This is a genomic window from Micromonospora sp. DT81.3 (genome assembly GCF_049847225.1).
Classification (GTDB): domain Bacteria; phylum Actinomycetota; class Actinomycetes; order Actinomycetales; family Microbacteriaceae; genus Microbacterium.
The window spans coordinates 41501-59484 of sequence record NZ_JBNCNY010000007.1; the positions used below are offsets into that span (position 1 = coordinate 41501).

A 17984-nucleotide genomic window follows, 5' to 3' on the forward strand; every position below is an offset into this window, starting at 1 on the left:
CCGTCAGAGTCCCTGCGCGAGGCGCCAGACGCGGTCTCGGGAGAACGGCTGCTCGAACGGCCTGGCGCCGAGCGCCCGGGCGATCGCGTTGCCGATCGCGGGCGCGACCGGGTTGTAGGGGGATTCGCTCATCGACTTCGCGCCGAAGGGACCCAGGTCATCGCTCGTGTCGGCGAAGTAGACCTCGGTGACGGGGATGTCGGCCATCTGCGGCACCCGGTACAGGCGGAACACCGGGTTCAGCACCGACCCCTCGTCGTCGATCATGACCTCTTCGTAGAGCGCACTGCCGATGCCCTGCGCCGCCCCGCCCTCGACCTGGCCGCGGCACTGCTGCGGGTTCATCACGAAGCCCGCATCCGCCGCCTGCAGCGACTGCAGGATGCGCACGGTTCCGGTCTCCACATCGACCGCCACCCGCACGGCGTGCACGTTGAACGCCAGCGACCGGTGCTCGCCGTACTCGCTGCCGTCGGCGACCAGCCCCTCCGGCGAGAGCCACTCCGCGGGTGCGGCGGCGATCAGCTCGGCGAAGGGCAGCAGCCGGCTTCCGACGCGCACGCCGTCCACCTCGAGCGAGCCGCCTGGGCCGGCGAGTCGTGCGGCGATGCCGAGCAGGCGGTCGCGCAGGGCGAGGGATGCCGCGTGCAGCGCCTTGCCGGCGACCGTGATGCCCGCGGATGCGAAGGCGCCGGTGTCGTAGCGGGCGTTCTCCGTATCCGAATTGCGCAGCACCACCCGGTCCGAAGTCGTCGACAGATCCGTCGAGACGATCTGCGTGTGCACGGTCGTCGTGCCGTTGCCGAACTCGACGGTTCCCACCGCGGCCAGGTACCGACCGTCGGGCGTGACCGTGACCGATGTCTCCGAGATGTGCCCGAAGGGGGCCATGGTGGCGATCATCGCGACGGCCATCCCCTCGCCCACTCGCCACTGCGGTCCTTCGGGTGGCTGCACGCCGTTGCCGCGGGCGAGCGCCTGCTGGGCGAGGTCCAGGCACTGATCGAGGCCGTACGAACCCCAGATCACATCGCTCTCGGCCTCTTCGTGGGTGCCCAGCGGGTCGCCCTCGCGCACGGCATTGATGCGGCGCAGCTCGAACGGGTCGATCCCGAGCCGAAGGGCGAGCTCGTCCATCGCCGACTCGACTCCGAGGATGACCTGTCCCAGGCCGTACCCGCGGAACGCCCCCGACGGCACGTTGTTCGTATAGACGGCCTCCGCGTCGATGCGTTTGACGGGCGCGCGATAGACGCTCACGGACTCCGCGCATCCGTGGAACAGCACGCCGCGGGAATGGTTGCCGTAGGCGCCGGCGTCGCTCAGCACATCGAGCTTCATCGCCGTCAGCACGCCCTCGGCCGAGGCGCCGAGCTCGACGCGCACGCGCATCGGATGCCGCACGGCGGTGCGCCAGTATTCGTCGGTGCGGCTCATCTCGTACGCGACCGGATGGCCTGTTCGCAGCACGGCCAGGGCCACCAGGTCCTCGGTGAACATCTCCTGCTTGCCGCCGAAGCCACCCCCGACGCGCGCGGTGAAGACGCGGACGCGGTCCTGGGGCAGGTCGAACAGCGCGCAGAGCGCGTCGCGGGTCAGGAAGGGCACCTGCGTGCTGGTGCGCACGACGAGTCTCCCCTGTTCGTCGAGCCAGCCGATCGAGCCGTGGGTCTCGAGCTGTGCGTGGCTGACGCGAGAGGTGCGCCACTCACCGCTCACGGTCACCGCGCTGGCCGCCAGCGCGGCATCCGCGTCGCCGTAGTCCTCGTGGATCGCCGCGACGACGTTGCGGGCGGCGTCATCGACGCGGTCTCCCGGGGTGCGGTCGGGGTGCAGAACCGGGGATCCGGGCGCGCGCGCCGTCTCGGGATCGAAGACCGCCGGCAGCGCCTCGTACGAAACGCGGATGCGACGGCACGCCTCCTCCGCCGCGGCGGCGGTCTCGGCGACCACGGCCGCGACCCGCTGGCCGCGGTGCCGCACGACGTCATCGAGCAGGCGGGTGTCCGCCGGATCGTCTTCCGGATGCTCGTGCCGCGCGCTCGAGTACAGCTTCGGCGGTGCATCGCGGTGGGTGAAGACTGCCACGACCCCCTCGACTGCCTCGGCGTCGGCGGTGTCGATCGCCGTGATGCGCGCGTGCGCGTGCGGGCTCGACAGCACCCGCAGAGTGAGGGCGCCGGGCACGACGGTGTCGAAGGTGAACGGCTCGAGGCCCTGCACCACCCGGCGGGCGGCCGGCGGGTGGGCGCTCTGTCCGACGCGGGATCCTCCGCCGGTCGCCGGCGAGCGCGTGGTGGCCGTCGCCGAGCCCGTCGAGGCGTGGCTGGTCCCGGTCGCCGAGCCCGTCGAGTCGTGGCTGGTCGCGGTCGCCGAGCCCGTCGAGGCGTGGCTGGTCGCGGTCGCCGAGCCGGTCGAGGCGTCGTCCCGTCGGTACGCGGACCCGGTCCCGCGCACCGCGCCCTCGATCGATTCCCGCACGGCTCGGTAGCCCGTGCATCGGCAGAGGTTGCCCTTCATCAGCCGGTCCAGATCCGGCAGGTCCTGCTCGGTGAGCACCGAGGCGCTGACCGTCATCCCGGGTGTGCAGAACCCGCACTGGAAGCCGAAGTGCTCGATGAAGGACTCCTGCACGGGATGCAGCTCGTCCCCCGGCCCGAGGCCGGAGGCGGTCGTGACCCGCCGGCCGTCGGCACGGGGCGCGGGAAAGATGCAGGAGTGCACGGGGGTTCCATCCACGAGCACCGAGCACGCGCCGCAGTCACCGGCGTCGCAGCCCTTCTTGACGTCGTGGCCGCCGTGCTCACGCACGAGCGTGCGCAGGCACTGACCGGGTCGAGGATCCGCTTCGATCGGTTCGCCGTTCAGCGTGAACCTCATGCGCCGGCACCTCCGGCTTTCCGAGCCGCGCCGCCGGCCAGCTCCGCGCGCACCTGCTCGAGGAGCACCAAAGAGACCCCGCGCCGCCACCGGGCCTCGCCGAGCGGGTCGGTGTACCAGCCGCCGCCTCCGAAGGGCACGTCCGCGAACGCGTCGGCGATGCCCGCGGCATCCGGGATCTCCGCGAACCGGCGCACCGTCGGCACCGCCGTCGCCGCCGTCACGACGAAGGTCGCGGCGCCGTCGTCGTCCACCCGGGCGGTGACCACAGCACCGGATCGGCCGAGCTCCGCGAGCGCGATCTTGCGATAGGCGGTGCGGGCGCGCAACGCATATTCCGGGAGGAGTATGGAGCGCAGCAGATCACCGCGGGCCAGGCGGTTCGTGCCGTTGCCGGTCATCAGCTCGGCGACGGGGGCCACGGAGGTCGTGCCGTCCGCGGCCCAGATCTCGGCGGTTCCGTCGAGCGTCGCGGCGAGCGAGACCATCGCGCCCGCCGAGAACGACCGGCAGACGTTGCCGCCCACCGTCGCCGCGTTCCACACCTTGTGCGACGCGAGCAGCGCGGTGGCGCAGTGGAAGAAGAGGCGCTGAGCCGTCCAGCCGGGCTGCGGGGGAAGCGCGACGAGTTCCGCGATGGTGCAGGTCGCGGCGATGCGCAGGCCGCCGGCCTCGATGGTCAGCGAGGGCCACCCCAGTGCGGTGACATCGACGAAGCCGGTCACCCCCGGTTGCGGCTCGGAGTACAGCCAGGTTCCGCCGGCCAGGTAGGTCTCACCCGGCCGCAGAACGGCCTCCTCCCGCGAGCCGGGACGACGGAATTCCGCGATCGTGTTGATGTCCACGGATCAGCGCCGCCCGGCGAGCTCGCGCGACGCGGCGGCGACCTCTTCGGCGAGCACCGCCTCTTCGGCGGTGGTGAGCCGACCGTCCTCGACCACCGTGCGGCCGCCGACGAAGAGCCGCGAGATCGGGGGCAGTGCGCCAAGACCGAGCGCGGCTACCGGATCGAGGATTCCGGCGTGCTCGACGCCGTCGATGCGCCACACGGCGACATCCGCCAGCTTCCCGATGTCCAGCGACCCGAGTTCCGCCTCCCGGCCGAGCACGCGTGCGCCGCCCACCGTCGCGATGCGCAGCGCGGCCCGCACGCTCATCGAGTCGGCGCCGGTGCGCAGCCGATTCATCAGCACGGCCTCGCGGATCTCCATGCCGAGCTGGCCGGACTCGTTCGACGCCGCCCCGTCCACGCCGAGGCCGACGGGCACCCCGGCGGCCAGGAGATCGCGCACCGGGGCGATGCCGGCGGCCAGCCGGGCGTTCGAGGAGGGGCAGTGCGCCACACCCGTTCCGGTTTCGGCATATCTCGCGATCGCCGATTCGTCCAGGTGCACACCGTGCGCCATCCACACGTCTGACCCGAGCCAGCCGAGCGAATCGAGATAGTCCGTCGGAGACATCCCGAGGCGTTCGAGGCAGTAGGCGTCCTCCTCGACCGTCTCGGAGGCGTGCGTGTGCAGCCGCACGTTCAGCGAGCGCGCGAGCACCGCCGATTCGCGCAGCAGATCGGCCGTCACTGAGAACGGCGAGCACGGCGCGATCGCCACGCGCACCATCGAGGCGAACGACGGGTCGTGGTAGCGCTCGACCGCCTGGGCGGATGCCGCCAGCGCGGCGTCGGTCGTCTCCACCGCGAAGTCCGGGGGCAGGCCACCATCCGACGCGCCGAGATCCATCGACCCGCGGGTCGCATGCAGCCGCACGCCGATCCGGCCGGCCGATTCGACGATCGCACCCACGATGTCGCCCGACCCCCGCGGAAAGATGTAGTGGTGATCGCCCACGGTCGTGCACCCCGAGCGGGCGAGCACCGCCATCGCGCCTGCGGCGGCGACCCCCGTCAGACGGGCGTCGATCCTCGACCACAGCGGGTAGAGCGACGTCAGCCAGTCGAAGAGTATGTCGTCCGGGGCATATCCCCGGGTCAGCCATTGGTATAGGTGGTGGTGCGTGTTGATGAGCCCCGGCGTGACCAGGCACCCGGAGGCGTCGAGAACGTCCGCGTCCTCGCGCCACTCGGCCGGTGCGGGCCCGGCGCCGACCGCCGCGATCAGCCCCCGCTCGAACACGATGTGGCCCGCGAGATGCTCGGTGCCCGCCGCGTCGACGGTCGCGATGTGCGCACCCTCGATCACGGTGCGGCGGGAGCCGTCAGCGTCCTGGGCGCTCATCGAGCGGGCTCCGCGATGCCGCATGCCGACCCGGCGGCGGTTCCGGGTGCCGCGCCGCGGCGCTCGCTCCGCTGCTCGTCGCGGAGCTTGTCCGGGTGGTTGCCGCGGCGCTCGTTCCGGTGGATCGGCGTCGGGCTGTCGCGCAGCGGCGTTCCCGGCCCGCCGCGGCGGGCGGCGACCACCTCGGCCAGGATGGAGATCGCGGTCTCCTCCGGAGTGGTCGCCCCGAGGTCCAGCCCGAGCGGGGAGTGCAGGCGCTCGAGTTCGAGGTGGTTGAGGCCCCGTCGGAGCAGCAGATCGGCGCGGCGGGCGACGGTGCGGCGGGCTCCCAGAGCCCCGACGAAGGCGACGGGGAGCCGGAGCGCCACCTCCAGCGCCGGCACGTCGAGTCGCTCGTCGTGCGTCAGCACGCACACGACCGAGCGGGAGTCGAGCCTCCCGGCAGCGGCCTCCGCCACGAGGTAGTGCGCAGGGATCGCTGCGACCAGGTCCGCTGCATCCGGAAATCGCGCGCGCGTGACGAGCAGCTCCCACGCGTCGCAGACCGTCACGGCGTAGCCGGCGGTGGAGGCCGTCCGGCAGAGGGCGGCGGCGTAGTCGCCCGCTCCCAGCACGAGGAGGCGAGGTCGCGGGGCGTGCGAGAGCGTCAGCAGCGCGTCGTCGCGGGGGTCGGCATCCGACGCCGCCCGGAATGTTCCCGCATCAGGCCCGCGCACGACGAGCGACACCGTGACCTGCTCATCGTTCAGCGCACCGTCGAGTGCGGCCATGGCGATCGCATCGCCGGAGTCCAGGGGATAGGCGACGACCTCGATCTCGCCGCCGCACGCCAATCCGGCGGCGTGGGCGGTGGCATCGGAGAAGCCGAACCGGGCGGTGCGTCCGGCTCCGGAGAGGCGCGCCTCGTGTGCCAGGGCCACGGCATCCGTCTCGACGCACCCGCCGGAGATCGAGCCGATCACGTCGCCGGCGCCGGTCACCGCCATCGAGGCGCCGGTCCCTCGAGGAGCGCTGCGCGCCACGGCGGTCACCGTGACGACGGCCAGCCGCTCCCCCGCGCGGAGGCGCGGCACCAGGTCGGCGGCCAGCTCGAGCATGAACCCACGCTACCCGCCGTGTGTTACCGCGGGGCTACGCTATCGTGACCATGGATGCCCGCATCTGCGGCCTCGTGCTGGCGGCCGGGGCAGGCACCCGCTACGGCGGCCCGAAGGCGCTCGCACGCACGGCCGGGGGTGACCCTTGGGTGACGAGGGCCGTGCGGATGCTGGTCGCGGGAGGATGCGCCGACGTGCTCGTCGCGGTGGGAGCGGACGCCGATGCCGCCCGGATGCTGGTGCCGGTGGGCGCCCGTGTCGTCGTGGTCGAGGAGTGGGCCGATGGCGTCTCGGCCACCCTTCGGGTCGCCCTCGCCGCGGCATCCGGCTTCGATGCCGTGCTGATCACGCCGGTCGACACCCCTGACGCCCCGGCGGAAGCAGCTCGACGGGTCCTGGAGGCGGGCCTCGCCGCGGCATCCGCCCCGGACGCGCTCGCCCGTGCGGTGTACCGAGGCCACCCCGGGCACCCGGTGCTGGTGGGCAGCGCCCACTGGAGCGCACTGGCCGGCGATCTGAGCGGCGATCGGGGAGCCGCAGGCTACCTCGAGACCCACGGTGCGGTGGCCGTCGAGTGCGGCGATCTGTGGTCGGGCGCCGACATCGACGTCCGCGAACCGGGCTGACTCAGCCCCCGAACACCACGTTCAGCGGTTCCTCGCCGCGCTGCATCCGGAGGATCTGACGCGCGATCAGCCGGGCCATGCGCGGCCGCATCGCGCTCGTCGCCCCACCGACGTGGGGCGCGATCAGCACCCCGGGCATGCTCCAGAGCGGGTGGTCCTCGGGGAGCGGCTCGGGGTCGGTGACATCGAGGGCGGCCCGGATGCGTCCGCCTTCGGCGACGAAGGCGTCGGTGTCGATCAGCGGGCCGCGGCCGACGTTGACCAGCAGGGCGCCATCGGGAAGCGCACGCAGCGCCTCGGCATCGAGAACGTGCCGGGTGTCATCGCCGCCGGGCAGCGAGAGCATCACGATCTCGGCGTGGGGCAGCAGGTCGTGCAGCTCGTCGATGCCGTGCACGGGGATGCCGTCCTCGGTGCGGGCGCGGCGTGCAACCGCCGTGATGTCCACCTCGAACGGGGCGAGCCGGGCCGCGATCGCCTTGCCGATGCCGCCGTAGCCCAGCAGCAGCACCCGCCGGTCGGCGAGACTGTTGGCGAAGACCGGCGCCCAGCGACCGGCATCCTGGGCACGCACGAAGTCGGCGAAGTGCCGCTGCGCGGCGATCGCGAGCCCCACGGCCAGCTCCGCCGTGGACGTCTCGTGCACCGACGACGCGTTGGCGAAAGTCGTGCCCGGCGGCAGCTTCTCGTCGATGCCCTCATAGCCGATGGACTGACCCTGCACGAGCCGCGTCTCGACGTCGGCGAGCAGCGCGAGCCCGCGTCCCTGACTCATGTACGGCGGCACGACGATGTCGATCGTCGCCCTCGGCGCGGGCCCGTCCATCTCCCAGACGATCAGCTCGACCCCCTCCGGGCGACCGATGGCACGGGCGACGTCGTCGGCGAGCTCCTGGCTCGGCACGGATGCGGTCACGTTTCGGATGTCGGTGGTCACGGTTCCACGCTACCCACCTCGTGCGCGGCTCTGCCCGTTGTTGCCAGCACGCGGTCACACGGCCCCGCTTCCGGCGCGCTTCGCACGCGAGGCCGGCCTACGGCGATACCCTCGGCGCGAGCCGGCAGGCTCATCCGAAGGAGGCTGTCATGGTTCCCGAGATCAACTACTGGGCGGTGCTGATCGCGACCGCATCGAGCATGGTCGTCGGCACGATCTGGTACACGCCGAAGGTGTTCGGAACGCGCTGGGCGAAGCTCGCCGACGTCGACATGAATCGACCGGGGGCATCCGCGGTGCTGCCCATCGTGGTCACGGTGCTCGTGAGTTTCGTGACGGCGTGGGTCCTCGCCGGTGCGACCGCGATCGCATGGCACTTCTACGGCGGCGGATACCTGTGGACCGCGATCGCCACGGCGGTGGCCCTGTGGGCGGGGTTCACCGCGGCCCGCTTCATCACCCACGACGCGTTCGAGGGCCGCCCGTCGTCGCTGACGGTCCTCAACATCGCCCACGAACTCGTCACCGTGCTTCTCATGGCGGTGATCATCGGCGTCTGGCCGCCGGCCGGAACGGTCTAGCGCCGCACCCGGCGGTTCTGCGGGTCAGGCCGCGGCACCGACGACCGCGGCGACGGCCGACGTGAAGAAACCGATGCCGTCGGTTCCCGAGCGCATCGCCTCGCGGGTGTTCGGGCCGAAGCCCTCCTCCACGGCGTGCTCGGGGTGGGGCATGAGCCCCACGACGTTGCCCCGTTCGTTGGAGAGGCCGGCGATGTCGCGCAGCGATCCGTTCGGGTTGACCCCGAGGTAGCGGAAGGCGACGAGCCCCTCGCCCTCGAGGCGGTCGAGCTCCGACTCCGCGGCGATATACCCGCCATCGGCGTTCTTCAAGGGGATGACGATCTCCTGGCCGTCCGCGAAGTCCGAGGTCCACGCGGTCGAGGAGTTCTCGACGCGCAGGCGCTGGTCACGGCGGATGAACTGCTGGTGCGCGTTGCGGATGAGACCGCCCGGCAGCAGATGCGCCTCGACGAGCATCTGGAAGCCGTTGCAGATCCCGAGGATGGGCATGCCCTTCGCCGCGGCATCCGACACCTCGCTCATGATCGGCGCGTGCGCGGCGATCGCACCCGCCCGCAGGTAGTCGCCGTAGCTGAAGCCACCGGGCAGCACGAGCGCGTCGACGCCCTCGAGGTCGTGCGAGCCGTGCCACAGCGCGACCGGCTCGGCCCCGGCGACGCGGATCGCGCGCTGCGCGTCGCGGTCATCGAGCGACCCGGGAAAGGTGATGACGCCGATGCGCGCGGTCACTCGACCACCTCGATGTTCACCACGTCCTCGATAACGGAGTTCGACAAGATGTCATCGGCGATCCGGCGTGCTTGCGCGAGCACGTCTTCTCCGACCTCCCCCTCGACGGTGAGTTCGAAGCGCTTGCCGATGCGCACCCCCGAGAAGGTGTCGACTCCGAGCCGGGTCAGCGCGCCGGAGACGGCCTTCCCCTGGGGGTCGAGCAGTTCGGCCTTGGGCATGACGTCGACGACGATGGTGGGCATGGAGGGCTCCGGATGTCGCGGGCGGGCGTTCCTCCCAGTCTATCCGCCGCACTCCGGGCGCCGCGGCGCCCCGGTCATCTCCCTCGCTCCGGCAGCAGGTCAACCGCTGTGACATAACCGTGACGATGCGGATGGGAGCGCTCCCTTGACTTTCGTGGGAGCGGTCCCATAGAGTCCCCACAAGGTCGTGAGAGCGCTCCCACGGAAGAAGTTCGGGGAGTGGATCGCGCCGGGCAGTCCGTCGTCATCGGCAGCACCGCCACATGCACCACTGCGCAAAAAACACCCTGACACCACAAAGGAGTGACAGTGAATTCACCCGCACTGCGGAGGGCCGGCATCGTTCTGGCCGCCGCATCCACCACCGCCCTCGTCCTCGCCGGCTGCGCCGGCGGAAGCGGCGGCGGGGGCCAGGCATCCGCCGATCCCGACGAGGAGATCACCCTCACGATCGCGACGTTCAACAACTTCGGCTACACCGAAGAGTTCCTCCAGAAGTACATGGACGAGCACCCGAACGTGACCATCGTCCACAACAAGGCGGCCGAATCCAGCGACGCCCGCAAGAACTTCTTCCAGAAGCTCGGCAAGGAGGGCCTCGCCGACATCGAGGCCGTCGAGGTCGACTGGCTCGCCGAGGCTATGCAGTACTCCGACCTGCTGGCTCCCGTGCCCGACGAGCTGAAGGGCCGCTGGCTGGACTGGAAGGAGGCCGCGGCGACCGACCCCGACGGCAACCTGATCGGCTACGGCACCGACATCGGTCCTCAGGCGATCTGCTACCGCGCGGATCTGTTCGAGGCCGCCGGTCTGCCGAGCGCCCCCGCAGACGTGGAGGCGCTGTTCACCGGCGACTGGAACAACTACTTCGACGTCGCCGACCAGTACAAGGCCGCAACCGGCAAGGCGATGATCGACGCGGCGAACTCCGTGCTGCAGGGCATCGTCAACCAGATGGAGTACACCTACGACGAGCCCGACGGCAAGGTCATCGCGACGACCAACCCGGAGATCGAGGAGGCGTACAACACCGTCATCGAACGCGCCGTGCCGAACTCGAAGTACTCGAAGCAGTGGGGCGACGACTGGAACGCTTCCATGGCCAACGGGGAGTTCGCCACGCTCCTCTGCCCCGCGTGGATGCAGGGGATCATCTCCGGCACCGCCCCCGAGGTGGAGGGCTGGAACATCGCCAACGTCTTCCCCAACGGCGGTGGCAACTGGGGTGGGTCGTACCTGACCGTCCCGGCCAACGGAAAGAACGTGGCCGCTGCGCAGGAGCTCGCTGACTGGCTCTCCGCTCCGGAGACGCAGGTCGAGGCCTTCCTGAACGTCGGAACCTTCCCGAGCCAGGTCGACGCGTACGAGAACCCGAAGCTCACGGACTACACCAACCCGTACTTCCAGGACGCGCCCACCGGTGCCATCGGTGCCGACCGCGCCGAGGCCGTGACGGTTCTGCCGTACAAGAGCGCGAACTACTACAAGTACCACGACGCTCTCCAGAACGCGGTGAACCGGGTGTTCGACGGCACCGAGGACCAGCAGACCTCGTGGGACACCTACGTCGCCGAGGTCGAGGCCTTCTAGCGATCCGAACCTTGCGGGCCGCGCCACGCGGCGCGGCCCGCATCGTTCTCACCCGCCCATCCCCGATGCTTTCGCCCCAGAGACCCGACGATACGGAGACTCACGTGACCGCGACCGAAACCCGCGCGAGGACGACACCGAAGCCGCGCACCCTTCCGGACAAGCAGCCGAAGAGCGGCCTGTCGTTCGGAAACAAGCTGAGCAGGTGGGACTTCAAGTACTCCCCCTACGTCTACATCGCCCCCTTCTTCGTCCTCTTCGCGATCATCGGGCTCTTCCCGATCGTGTTCACCGCCGTCATCTCGTTCCAGGAATGGGACCTCGTGCGCAATTCGGGCACGTTCGTCGGCTTCGAGCAGTACATCTGGATCCTGAACGACCCCAAGTTCTGGACCGCCCTGCGCAACACCTTCAGCATCTTCCTGCTCTCGACCATCCCGCAGCTGGTGCTCGCGGTCTTCATCGCCGCGATGCTCGATCGCAACATCCGCGCCAAGACGTTCTGGCGCATGAGCGTTCTCCTGCCGTACGTGATGGCCCCGGTCGCCGTCTCCCTCATCTTCAGCAACATGTTCGGCGACAACCACGGTCTCGTGAACAACGTCCTGACCGACATCGGGTTGTCCCCCATCCCCTGGCACACGGACCCGTTCTGGAGCCACATCGCGATCGCGACGATGGTCAACTTCCGCTGGACGGGGTACAACGCCCTCATCCTCCTCGCCGCGATGCAGGCCGTGCCGCGCGAGTACTACGAGGCGGCGACGGTGGATGGCGCGAACGCCTTCCGCCAGTTCGTGAGCATCACGCTCCCCTCGCTGCGCCCCACCTTGATCTTCGTGGTCATCACCGCGACGATCGGCGGCCTGCAGATCTTCGACGAGCCCCGCATGTTCGACAACACCGGTGAAGGCGGAGCCGCCCAGCAGTGGCTCACGATCACGCTGTACCTCTACAACATCGGCTGGGGCCAGTTCAACTTCGGCCGAGCAGCCGCGCTCGCGTGGATCCTGTTCATCATCATCCTGGTCATCGGCTTGATCAATCTGCTCATCACTCGGCGCATGGTGCGTGATGACGGCGGCCGCGGCGTCGTCCGCAACCGCCGCCGTCGGAAGGGAGTCCAGTCATGAGTGCCGTCAGCACGCCCCCTCTCGCGATCATCGAAGAGAACCTGCCGAACGACGGTCGTCGCCGTCGCCGTCGCGCGGAGCGCACGACCAGGATCCGCGGCATCCGCGCGGGCACCTGGGTCTACATCGGCCTCGGCGTCGTCGCGGTATCCGCCATCTTCCCCTACTACTGGTCGTTCCTGATCGGCTCGGGCACCGCCTCGACGATCAACGATCCGAACATGTCCTGGATCCCCGGCGGCAACTTCATCGCCAACGCCCTGTCGGTCGTCAACGATTCGGCGGTCAACTTCTGGGTCGCCCTGTGGAACTCCATCTTCAGCTCGACGCTCATCGCAGCATCCGTCGTCGTCTTCTCCACACTCGCCGGATGGGCCTTCGCGAAGCTGCACTTCAAGGGCGGCAAGTGGCTGCTCGCGTTCGTGGTGGCGACCATGGCCGTGCCCATGCAGCTCGGCGTCGTGCCCCTCTACATCCTGTTCTCCGACCTCGGCTGGACGGGTCAGATCGGTGCCATCATCGTGCCCGCCCTCACCAGCGCGTTCGGAGTGTTCTGGATGACGCAGTACCTCAGCCAGACCGTCCCGGACGAGCTCATCGAGGCCGCACGCGTCGACGGCGCCTCGATGCTCCGCACGTTCTGGACGGTCGGCGTGGTCGCCGCCCGCCCGGCAGCGGCCATGCTGTTCCTGTTCACCTTCGTCGGGGCGTGGAACCAGTTCTTCTGGCCCTTCATCGTGCTCGACCGTCAGAGCCCCACGCTTCCGGTGGCTCTGTCGCTGCTGCAGGGCAACTACTTCATCGACTACTCCATCGTGCTCGCCGGAGTGCTGCTCGCAACGATCCCGCTCCTCATCCTGTTCGCCTTCGCCGGCAAGCAGCTCGTGAGCGGCATCATGGCCGGCGCGGTGAAGGGCTGACGCATGACGATCCTGACGAGAGAGGACCTCGCGCGCATGCCCGAGACCCCCACCCGCCCATTCCCCGAGAACTTCCTGTTCGGAGCCGCCACGGCGGCGTACCAGATCGAAGGCGCCGCGTTCGAGGACGGCCGCACCGCATCGATCTGGGACGCCTTCTCCCGGGTTCCCGGTGCGGTCATCAACGCCGACAACGGCGATGTGGCCTGCGACCACTACCACCGGTACCGCGACGATGTCGCCCTGATGAAGAGCATGGGACTGCAGACGTACCGCTTCTCGACCTCCTGGTCGCGCGTGCGTCCCGACGCCGGAGCCGTCAACCCGAAGGGTGTGGACTTCTACAAGCGCCTGGTCGACGAGCTGCTCGACGCCGACATCATGCCGTGGCTCACGCTGTATCACTGGGACATGCCGCAGGCGCTCGAGGAGCGAGGCGGCTGGGCCGTGCGCGAGTCGGCCGAGCTGTTCACGGAGTACGCGCTCACGATGCACGACGCGCTCGGCGATCGCGTCAACGTCTGGACGACGCTCAATGAGCCGTGGTGCTCGTCGTTCCTGAGCTACACCGCCGGGCTGCATGCGCCGGGACGGTACAGCGTCAGCGACGGGCTCCGGGCATCGCATCACCTGCTGCTCGGGCACGGGATGACGGTGAGCGAGCTGCGCAAGCGCGACGCGTCGCTCGACCTCGGCATCACGCTGAACCTCACGGTGGCCGAGCCGGCGGACCCGGCCGACCCGGCGGATGTGAACGCCGCGCGCCTGATCGACGGTCAGTTCAACCGCTGGTTCCTCGACCCGATCTTCCGGGGCGCCTATCCCGCCGACATCTACGACGAGGTGGCGGATGACGCGCTCCGCGCCGCCATCCGTCCTGGCGACCTCGACACCATCTCGACGCCCATCGACAGCCTCGGCGTGAACTACTACCACGGCGACTTCGTCAGCGGGCACGCGCCGCAGAACCCGCCGGTGCGCGGGGACGCGCCCACTGACCGGCCGGGTGCGTCGCCGTACCCGATCGTGGCTGACATCCACCCGCACGAGCGAGGACTCGCACGCACCAGCATGGGCTGGGAGGTGCAGCCCGCGGGCCTCACCCAACTGCTCCTGCGCGTGCAGGAAGAGTACTCGGGCCCTGCCGGGGTGAAGCTCTTCGTCACCGAGAACGGCGCGGCCTACGACGACGAGCTCGTCCGGGAGGGCGGCGAGCTCCGCGTGCACGATCGCGAGCGCACCGAGTTCGTGCGGGTGCACGTGGCAGCCATCCTCGACGCCATCGAACAGGGCGTCGACGTGCGCGGCTACTTCTACTGGTCGCTCCTCGACAATTTCGAGTGGGCGTGGGGCTACGAGAAGCGGTTCGGCATCGTGCGCGTCGACTACGCGACGCAGGAGCGCACCCTCAAGGACAGCGGCCTGGAGTATCGTCGCATCATCGCGGAGCGGGCGATCGACATCCCGAGCGCTGTATCGTCGCCGTCTCCCGCGAACGTCTGACGCGCGGGGGGACCGTATGAAAACCGAGGCACGACACGGGCCGGCGACGATCGAAGAGGTCGCCGCCGCCGCCGGTGTGTCGCGTTCGACGGTCTCCCGCGTCGTCAACGGCTCCACGGCCGTCAGCCCCTCTGCGGTGGCGGCGGTGAAGGCCGCGATCGGCGCGCTGAATTACGTGCCGAACCGCGCCGCGCGCTCGCTCGCAAGCAGGCAGACGCACACGATCGCGCTGGTGGTGCCCGAGGACACCACGCGGTTCTTCGGCGACCCGTTCTTCGCGTCGATCGTCACCGGCATCAGCTCGCGCCTCAGCCGGTCCGACTACATCCTCAGCCTGTTCATCGCCTCGGACGACCCGGGCGACAAGACGACGAGCTACCTGCTCGGGGGGAACGCCGACGGTGCGGTGGTCGTCTCCCACCACACGAGCGACACGTTCATCGAGCGCATCGCAGCGGCCGTGCCGGTGGTCTACGGCGGCCGCCCCGTGCACGAGCGGCCAGGCGACTACTACGTCGATGTCGACAATGTGAGGGGCGGCCGCGACGCGACCGACTACCTCATCCGCAAGGGCCACCGCCGCATCGCGACCATCACCGGTCCGCACGACATGCCGGCGGGCATCGACCGTCACCAGGGGTGGCGCGACGCGCTCGCCGCGGCGGGGCTCGAAGAGGGGCAGGCGGTCGACGGCAACTTCACCGCCGACGGAGGCGCAGAAGCCATGCGCCGCATCCTGCAGCAGGGCGAGCTTCCGGATGCGATCTTCGTGGCGAGCGACCTGATGGCACGCGGTGCCATCGCGGCGCTCGCGGCCGAGGGGATGCATGTGCCCGACGACGTGGCGATCATCGGGTTCGACGATTCCCCTGTCGCCACCACTCTGACGCCGCGGCTCACGACGATGCGCCAGCCGTCCCTGTCGCAGGGAGCGGTCATGACCGACGTGCTGCTGAGCCTGCTCGGCGGCGGCAACCCGCCGCACGTCACGATCATGGACACGGAGCTGGTCGTCCGCGACAGCGCCTGAGCATCGGCGCTGGCTAGAGTGGGCCCCTGATCCACTGACCTGTGGATCCGTCCCCTGAGGAGAGCCGATGCCGAACATCACCGTCGAACTGCTGACCGGCCGCACCCTCGACCAGCGTCGCGCCTTCGCCCAAGAGGTGACGCGCAACGCCGTCGACCTGCTGGGCGCCCGGGCTCAGGACGTGCGGATCGTGTTCACAGAGATCGAGGCAGACCATGTCGCGAACGGGGGCGTGTTCTCCAGCGAGGACCCGTCGCGCGCCGAGGTCGTGGGCAGGTTCGGGCGCATCTGAGACCAGCAGCGCGCGAGAAAGGACGGCGGCCTGGAGTATGGTCGCAGCATCGCGGAACGCTCCATCGATGTGCCGTTGCCTTCGGTGATGTCGATATGAGCGCGCTCGATCTCGCACACGGGGGGTGACGATGAAGACCGAGGCGGTCCACGCCGCCGCGACGATCGAGGACGTCGCCGTCGCCGCCGGTGTGTCGCGCTCCACGGTATCGCGTGTCGTGAACGGCTCGACCGCCGTGAGCCCGTCCGCGGCTGCCGCCGTGAAGGCGGCGATCCGCGAACTCGGCTTCGTCCCCAACCGGGCCGCGCGCTCGCTGGCCGGCAGGCAGACCTACACGATCGCGCTGGTTGTAGCCGAGGACACCACACGCTTCTTCAGCGATCCGTACTTCGCGTCGATCGTGGCCGGGGTCAGCTCGCGGCTCGAGGAGTCCGACTACATCTTCACCCTCTTCATCGCGTCGGATGACCCGGGCGCCAAGATGACCGGCTATCTGCTGGGCGGCAACGTCGACGGGGCCATCGTGGTGTCGCACCACACGAGCGACACGTTCATCGACAGCATCGCGACGGCCATGCCGGTCGTCTACGGCGGACGGCCCCTGCGAGAGCACGCGGGGGACTACTACGTGGACATCGACAACGTGCAGGGCGCTCGGGACGCAACGGAGTATCTCATCGGCAAGGGGCATCGGCGCATCGCGACGATCACCGGACCCCTCGACATGCCCCCGGGAATCGACCGGCTCCGCGGCTGGCGGGAGGCGCTCCGGGCCGTCGGCGTAGCCGAGGGCCCCGTCGAGGACGGCGACTTCACCGCCGAAGGGGGTCTGGCCGCGATGAGGCGCATCCTCGCCACCGGCCGCGTGCCCGACGCGATCTTCGTGGCGAGCGACCTGATGGCTCGCGGTGCCATGAGCGCCCTCGCCGTCGAGGGACTGCGCGTGCCGGACGACGTGGCGATCATCGGCTTCGATGACTCCCCCGTCGCGACGACCGTGGCGCCGCGGCTCACGACGATGCGCCAGCCGACGCTGTCGCAGGGCGCCAGAATGACGGACGTGCTGCTGTCTCTGCTCGGCGGCGGCGACCCGCCTCGGGTCACGATGATGGGCGCCGAACTGGTCGTTCGCGACAGCGCCTGACTCCGGTCCCCGAGCTCCGGTCCCTGAGCTTGTCGAAGGGTCGCGTCCGCCGCGATCGACGCTTCGACGGGCTCAGCGACCTTCCCTCATCCTGCTGCGGCGACCTTCCCTCATCCTGCTGCGGAGGGTCTCAAGCGACCGTTGCGTGCAGCGCGTTGTTCCAGGGGTCGTCGAAGCTGAGGCTGTGGCCGTCGTCGCGAATGGGTGTGCCGTAGTGTGCGAGGCGCTCTCCGAGTGCGCCCAGGGAATCGGCATCCGGAAGCACCAGGTCGACCCGCCCGAGGCCGAGGGCCGGCATCCGGGGACCGGCGCCGCGGGAGTTCCAGACGTTCATCGCCATGTGGTGGTGGTATCCGCCCGCGCTGACGAACAGCGCCTGCCCGCCGTAGTCCAGCGTCTTGTCGAATCCCAGCCGGTCGACGTAGAACTCGTATGCCGTCTTCACGTCGCCGACCGAGAGGTGCACGTGACCGATGGATGCCGCATCCGCCACCGTCGAGCCGTTCGCCGCCGCCTCGCCGAGGTGCTCACCGAGGAAGATGCTCGGGTCGAGGTAGAGGGTCGCCATCTCGACCTGCCCGTGCGTCCACGACCAGGCGGTGCGTTCGCGATCCCAGTACAGCTCGATGCCGTTGCCCTCGGGGTCGGTGAAATAGAATGCCTGGCTGACGAGATGGTCGGCGCTGCCGGTGAAAGTCTGCGGCGCGTGCCGCGCGACCGAGTACAGGGCCGCGGCCAGCGCCTGTTGCGTCTCGAAGAGGATCGCCGTGTGGAAGAGCCCGGCGCTTCCCGCGGGCGCGTGCCGGAGCGAGGGCTCGTGCTGGAGGATGACGAGCGGGCGACCTGCACGGCCGAGGGTGACGGCGTCCGGTCCCTCATCGAGCACCTGCAGCGTCACGACGTCGCGGTAAAAGCGCTTCATGCCGTCGAGGTCGGCGACGAGCAGCGTCACCGCACCCATGGCGGTGGCGTCGGCAAGACGCTCGGCATGCGCGTCGGAGTTCTCATGCATATGCATAGGTAACGTCGGGGATGCTGAGCGA

General features: G+C 69.9%; 17 protein-coding genes. 9 read left to right on the forward strand and 8 right to left on the reverse strand.

Translation table 11 applies throughout. From position 1 onward, the window contains the following. Positions 1-3: 3 nt before the first annotated feature. Genes ACPW96_RS15980 through ACPW96_RS15995 form a run of 4 tightly spaced genes read right to left on the reverse strand, consistent with a single transcriptional unit; the run spans position 4 to position 6208 of the window. Entirely contained in the window at positions 4-2880 is a 2877-nt protein-coding gene (locus ACPW96_RS15980) for a molybdopterin cofactor-binding domain-containing protein (protein ID WP_425884255.1), read from the reverse strand. Next, entirely contained in the window at positions 2877-3725 is an 849-nt protein-coding gene (locus tag ACPW96_RS15985) for an FAD binding domain-containing protein (RefSeq protein WP_425884257.1), read from the reverse strand. The genes ACPW96_RS15980 and ACPW96_RS15985 overlap by 4 nt, the downstream gene beginning before the upstream one ends. Positions 3726-3728: 3 nt before the next feature. Next, positions 3729-5111, reverse strand: coding sequence for an 8-oxoguanine deaminase (locus ACPW96_RS15990; RefSeq protein ID WP_425884259.1), 1383 nt, complete (start codon positions 5109-5111; stop codon positions 3729-3731). Continuing rightward, positions 5108-6208 carry an XdhC family protein gene (locus tag ACPW96_RS15995; RefSeq protein WP_425884260.1) on the reverse strand — a complete coding sequence of 367 codons (1101 nt, stop codon included), beginning with the start codon at positions 6206-6208 and terminating at the stop codon, positions 5108-5110. The genes ACPW96_RS15990 and ACPW96_RS15995 overlap by 4 nt, the downstream gene beginning before the upstream one ends. Positions 6209-6258: 50 nt before the next feature. Between ACPW96_RS15995 and ACPW96_RS16000 the strand changes: the two genes are divergently transcribed. Then, on the forward strand, positions 6259-6834 hold the full coding sequence (locus ACPW96_RS16000; protein WP_425884262.1) for a nucleotidyltransferase family protein: 576 nt from the start codon (positions 6259-6261) through the stop codon (positions 6832-6834). Between the two features lies 1 nt (position 6835). On the opposite strand, the gene ACPW96_RS16005 is transcribed toward ACPW96_RS16000, so the two are convergent. Further along, positions 6836-7771 (reverse strand): 2-hydroxyacid dehydrogenase, encoded by a 936-nt coding sequence (locus ACPW96_RS16005; protein ID WP_425822064.1) that lies wholly within the window; start codon positions 7769-7771, stop codon positions 6836-6838. 149 nt (positions 7772-7920) lie between these two features. Between ACPW96_RS16005 and ACPW96_RS16010 the strand changes: the two genes are divergently transcribed. Next, a complete protein-coding gene (locus ACPW96_RS16010; RefSeq protein ID WP_425884263.1) occupies positions 7921-8352 on the forward strand; it encodes a DUF1761 domain-containing protein in 432 nt (143 codons plus the stop codon). A gap of 24 nt (positions 8353-8376) precedes the next feature. On the opposite strand, the gene purQ is transcribed toward ACPW96_RS16010, so the two are convergent. Both purQ and purS read right to left on the reverse strand, forming a co-directional pair. Then, on the reverse strand, positions 8377-9084 hold the full coding sequence (gene purQ / locus ACPW96_RS16015; RefSeq protein ID WP_425884265.1) for a phosphoribosylformylglycinamidine synthase subunit PurQ: 708 nt from the start codon (positions 9082-9084) through the stop codon (positions 8377-8379). After that, the gene (gene purS / locus ACPW96_RS16020) at positions 9081-9329 is read right to left on the reverse strand and encodes a phosphoribosylformylglycinamidine synthase subunit PurS (RefSeq protein ID WP_425884266.1); all 249 of its coding nucleotides are present in this window, start codon (positions 9327-9329) and stop codon (positions 9081-9083) included. The genes purQ and purS overlap by 4 nt, the downstream gene beginning before the upstream one ends. 309 nt (positions 9330-9638) lie before the next feature. Between purS and ACPW96_RS16025 the strand changes: the two genes are divergently transcribed. From ACPW96_RS16025 to ACPW96_RS16055, 7 genes are all read left to right on the forward strand, one after another. After that, positions 9639-10919: an extracellular solute-binding protein gene (locus ACPW96_RS16025; RefSeq protein ID WP_425822057.1), complete on the forward strand. Its 1281-nt coding sequence runs from the start codon at positions 9639-9641 to the stop codon at positions 10917-10919. Positions 10920-11023: 104 nt separating this feature from the next. Further along, positions 11024-12052: a carbohydrate ABC transporter permease gene (locus tag ACPW96_RS16030; RefSeq protein WP_425822055.1), complete on the forward strand. Its 1029-nt coding sequence runs from the start codon at positions 11024-11026 to the stop codon at positions 12050-12052. Beyond that, entirely contained in the window at positions 12049-12972 is a 924-nt protein-coding gene (locus ACPW96_RS16035) for a carbohydrate ABC transporter permease (RefSeq protein ID WP_425884268.1), read from the forward strand. Before ACPW96_RS16030 ends, ACPW96_RS16035 begins: the two co-directional genes overlap by 4 nt. A 3-nt stretch (positions 12973-12975) precedes the next feature. After that, complete coding sequence (locus ACPW96_RS16040; RefSeq protein ID WP_425884270.1) at positions 12976-14475, forward strand: GH1 family beta-glucosidase; 1500 nt, start codon at positions 12976-12978, stop codon at positions 14473-14475. Positions 14476-14491: 16 nt separating this feature from the next. After that, on the forward strand, positions 14492-15505 hold the full coding sequence (locus tag ACPW96_RS16045; RefSeq protein ID WP_425822049.1) for a LacI family DNA-binding transcriptional regulator: 1014 nt from the start codon (positions 14492-14494) through the stop codon (positions 15503-15505). A 67-nt stretch (positions 15506-15572) separates the two neighbouring features. After that, positions 15573-15797 carry a tautomerase family protein gene (locus ACPW96_RS16050; RefSeq protein ID WP_425822047.1) on the forward strand — a complete coding sequence of 75 codons (225 nt, stop codon included), beginning with the start codon at positions 15573-15575 and terminating at the stop codon, positions 15795-15797. A gap of 130 nt (positions 15798-15927) precedes the next feature. After that, positions 15928-16941 (forward strand): LacI family DNA-binding transcriptional regulator, encoded by a 1014-nt coding sequence (locus ACPW96_RS16055; RefSeq protein ID WP_425822328.1) that lies wholly within the window; start codon positions 15928-15930, stop codon positions 16939-16941. A 130-nt stretch (positions 16942-17071) separates the two neighbouring features. Here ACPW96_RS16055 and ACPW96_RS16060 read toward each other — a convergent pair whose 3' ends face one another. After that, a complete protein-coding gene (locus ACPW96_RS16060; RefSeq protein WP_425884272.1) occupies positions 17072-17953 on the reverse strand; it encodes a VOC family protein in 882 nt (293 codons plus the stop codon). Positions 17954-17984: the final 31 nt, after the last annotated feature.

Coding starts and splice junctions, on each gene's coding strand:
- ACPW96_RS15980 (WP_425884255.1), bottom strand. CDS start 2,880: ATGAGGTTCACGCTGAACGGCGAACCGATCGAAGCGGATCCTCGACCC.
- ACPW96_RS15990 (WP_425884259.1), bottom strand. CDS start 5,111: ATGAGCGCCCAGGACGCTGACGGCTCCCGCCGCACCGTGATCGAGGGT.
- ACPW96_RS15995 (WP_425884260.1), bottom strand. CDS start 6,208: ATGCTCGAGCTGGCCGCCGACCTGGTGCCGCGCCTCCGCGCGGGGGAG.
- ACPW96_RS16000 (WP_425884262.1), top strand. CDS start 6,259: ATGGATGCCCGCATCTGCGGCCTCGTGCTGGCGGCCGGGGCAGGCACC.
- ACPW96_RS16010 (WP_425884263.1), top strand. CDS start 7,921: ATGGTTCCCGAGATCAACTACTGGGCGGTGCTGATCGCGACCGCATCG.
- purS (WP_425884266.1), bottom strand. CDS start 9,329: ATGCCCACCATCGTCGTCGACGTCATGCCCAAGGCCGAACTGCTCGAC.
- ACPW96_RS16035 (WP_425884268.1), top strand. CDS start 12,049: ATGAGTGCCGTCAGCACGCCCCCTCTCGCGATCATCGAAGAGAACCTG.
- ACPW96_RS16040 (WP_425884270.1), top strand. CDS start 12,976: ATGACGATCCTGACGAGAGAGGACCTCGCGCGCATGCCCGAGACCCCC.
- ACPW96_RS16045 (WP_425822049.1), top strand. CDS start 14,492: ATGAAAACCGAGGCACGACACGGGCCGGCGACGATCGAAGAGGTCGCC.
- ACPW96_RS16050 (WP_425822047.1), top strand. CDS start 15,573: ATGCCGAACATCACCGTCGAACTGCTGACCGGCCGCACCCTCGACCAG.
- ACPW96_RS16055 (WP_425822328.1), top strand. CDS start 15,928: ATGAAGACCGAGGCGGTCCACGCCGCCGCGACGATCGAGGACGTCGCC.
- ACPW96_RS16060 (WP_425884272.1), bottom strand. CDS start 17,953: ATGCATGAGAACTCCGACGCGCATGCCGAGCGTCTTGCCGACGCCACC.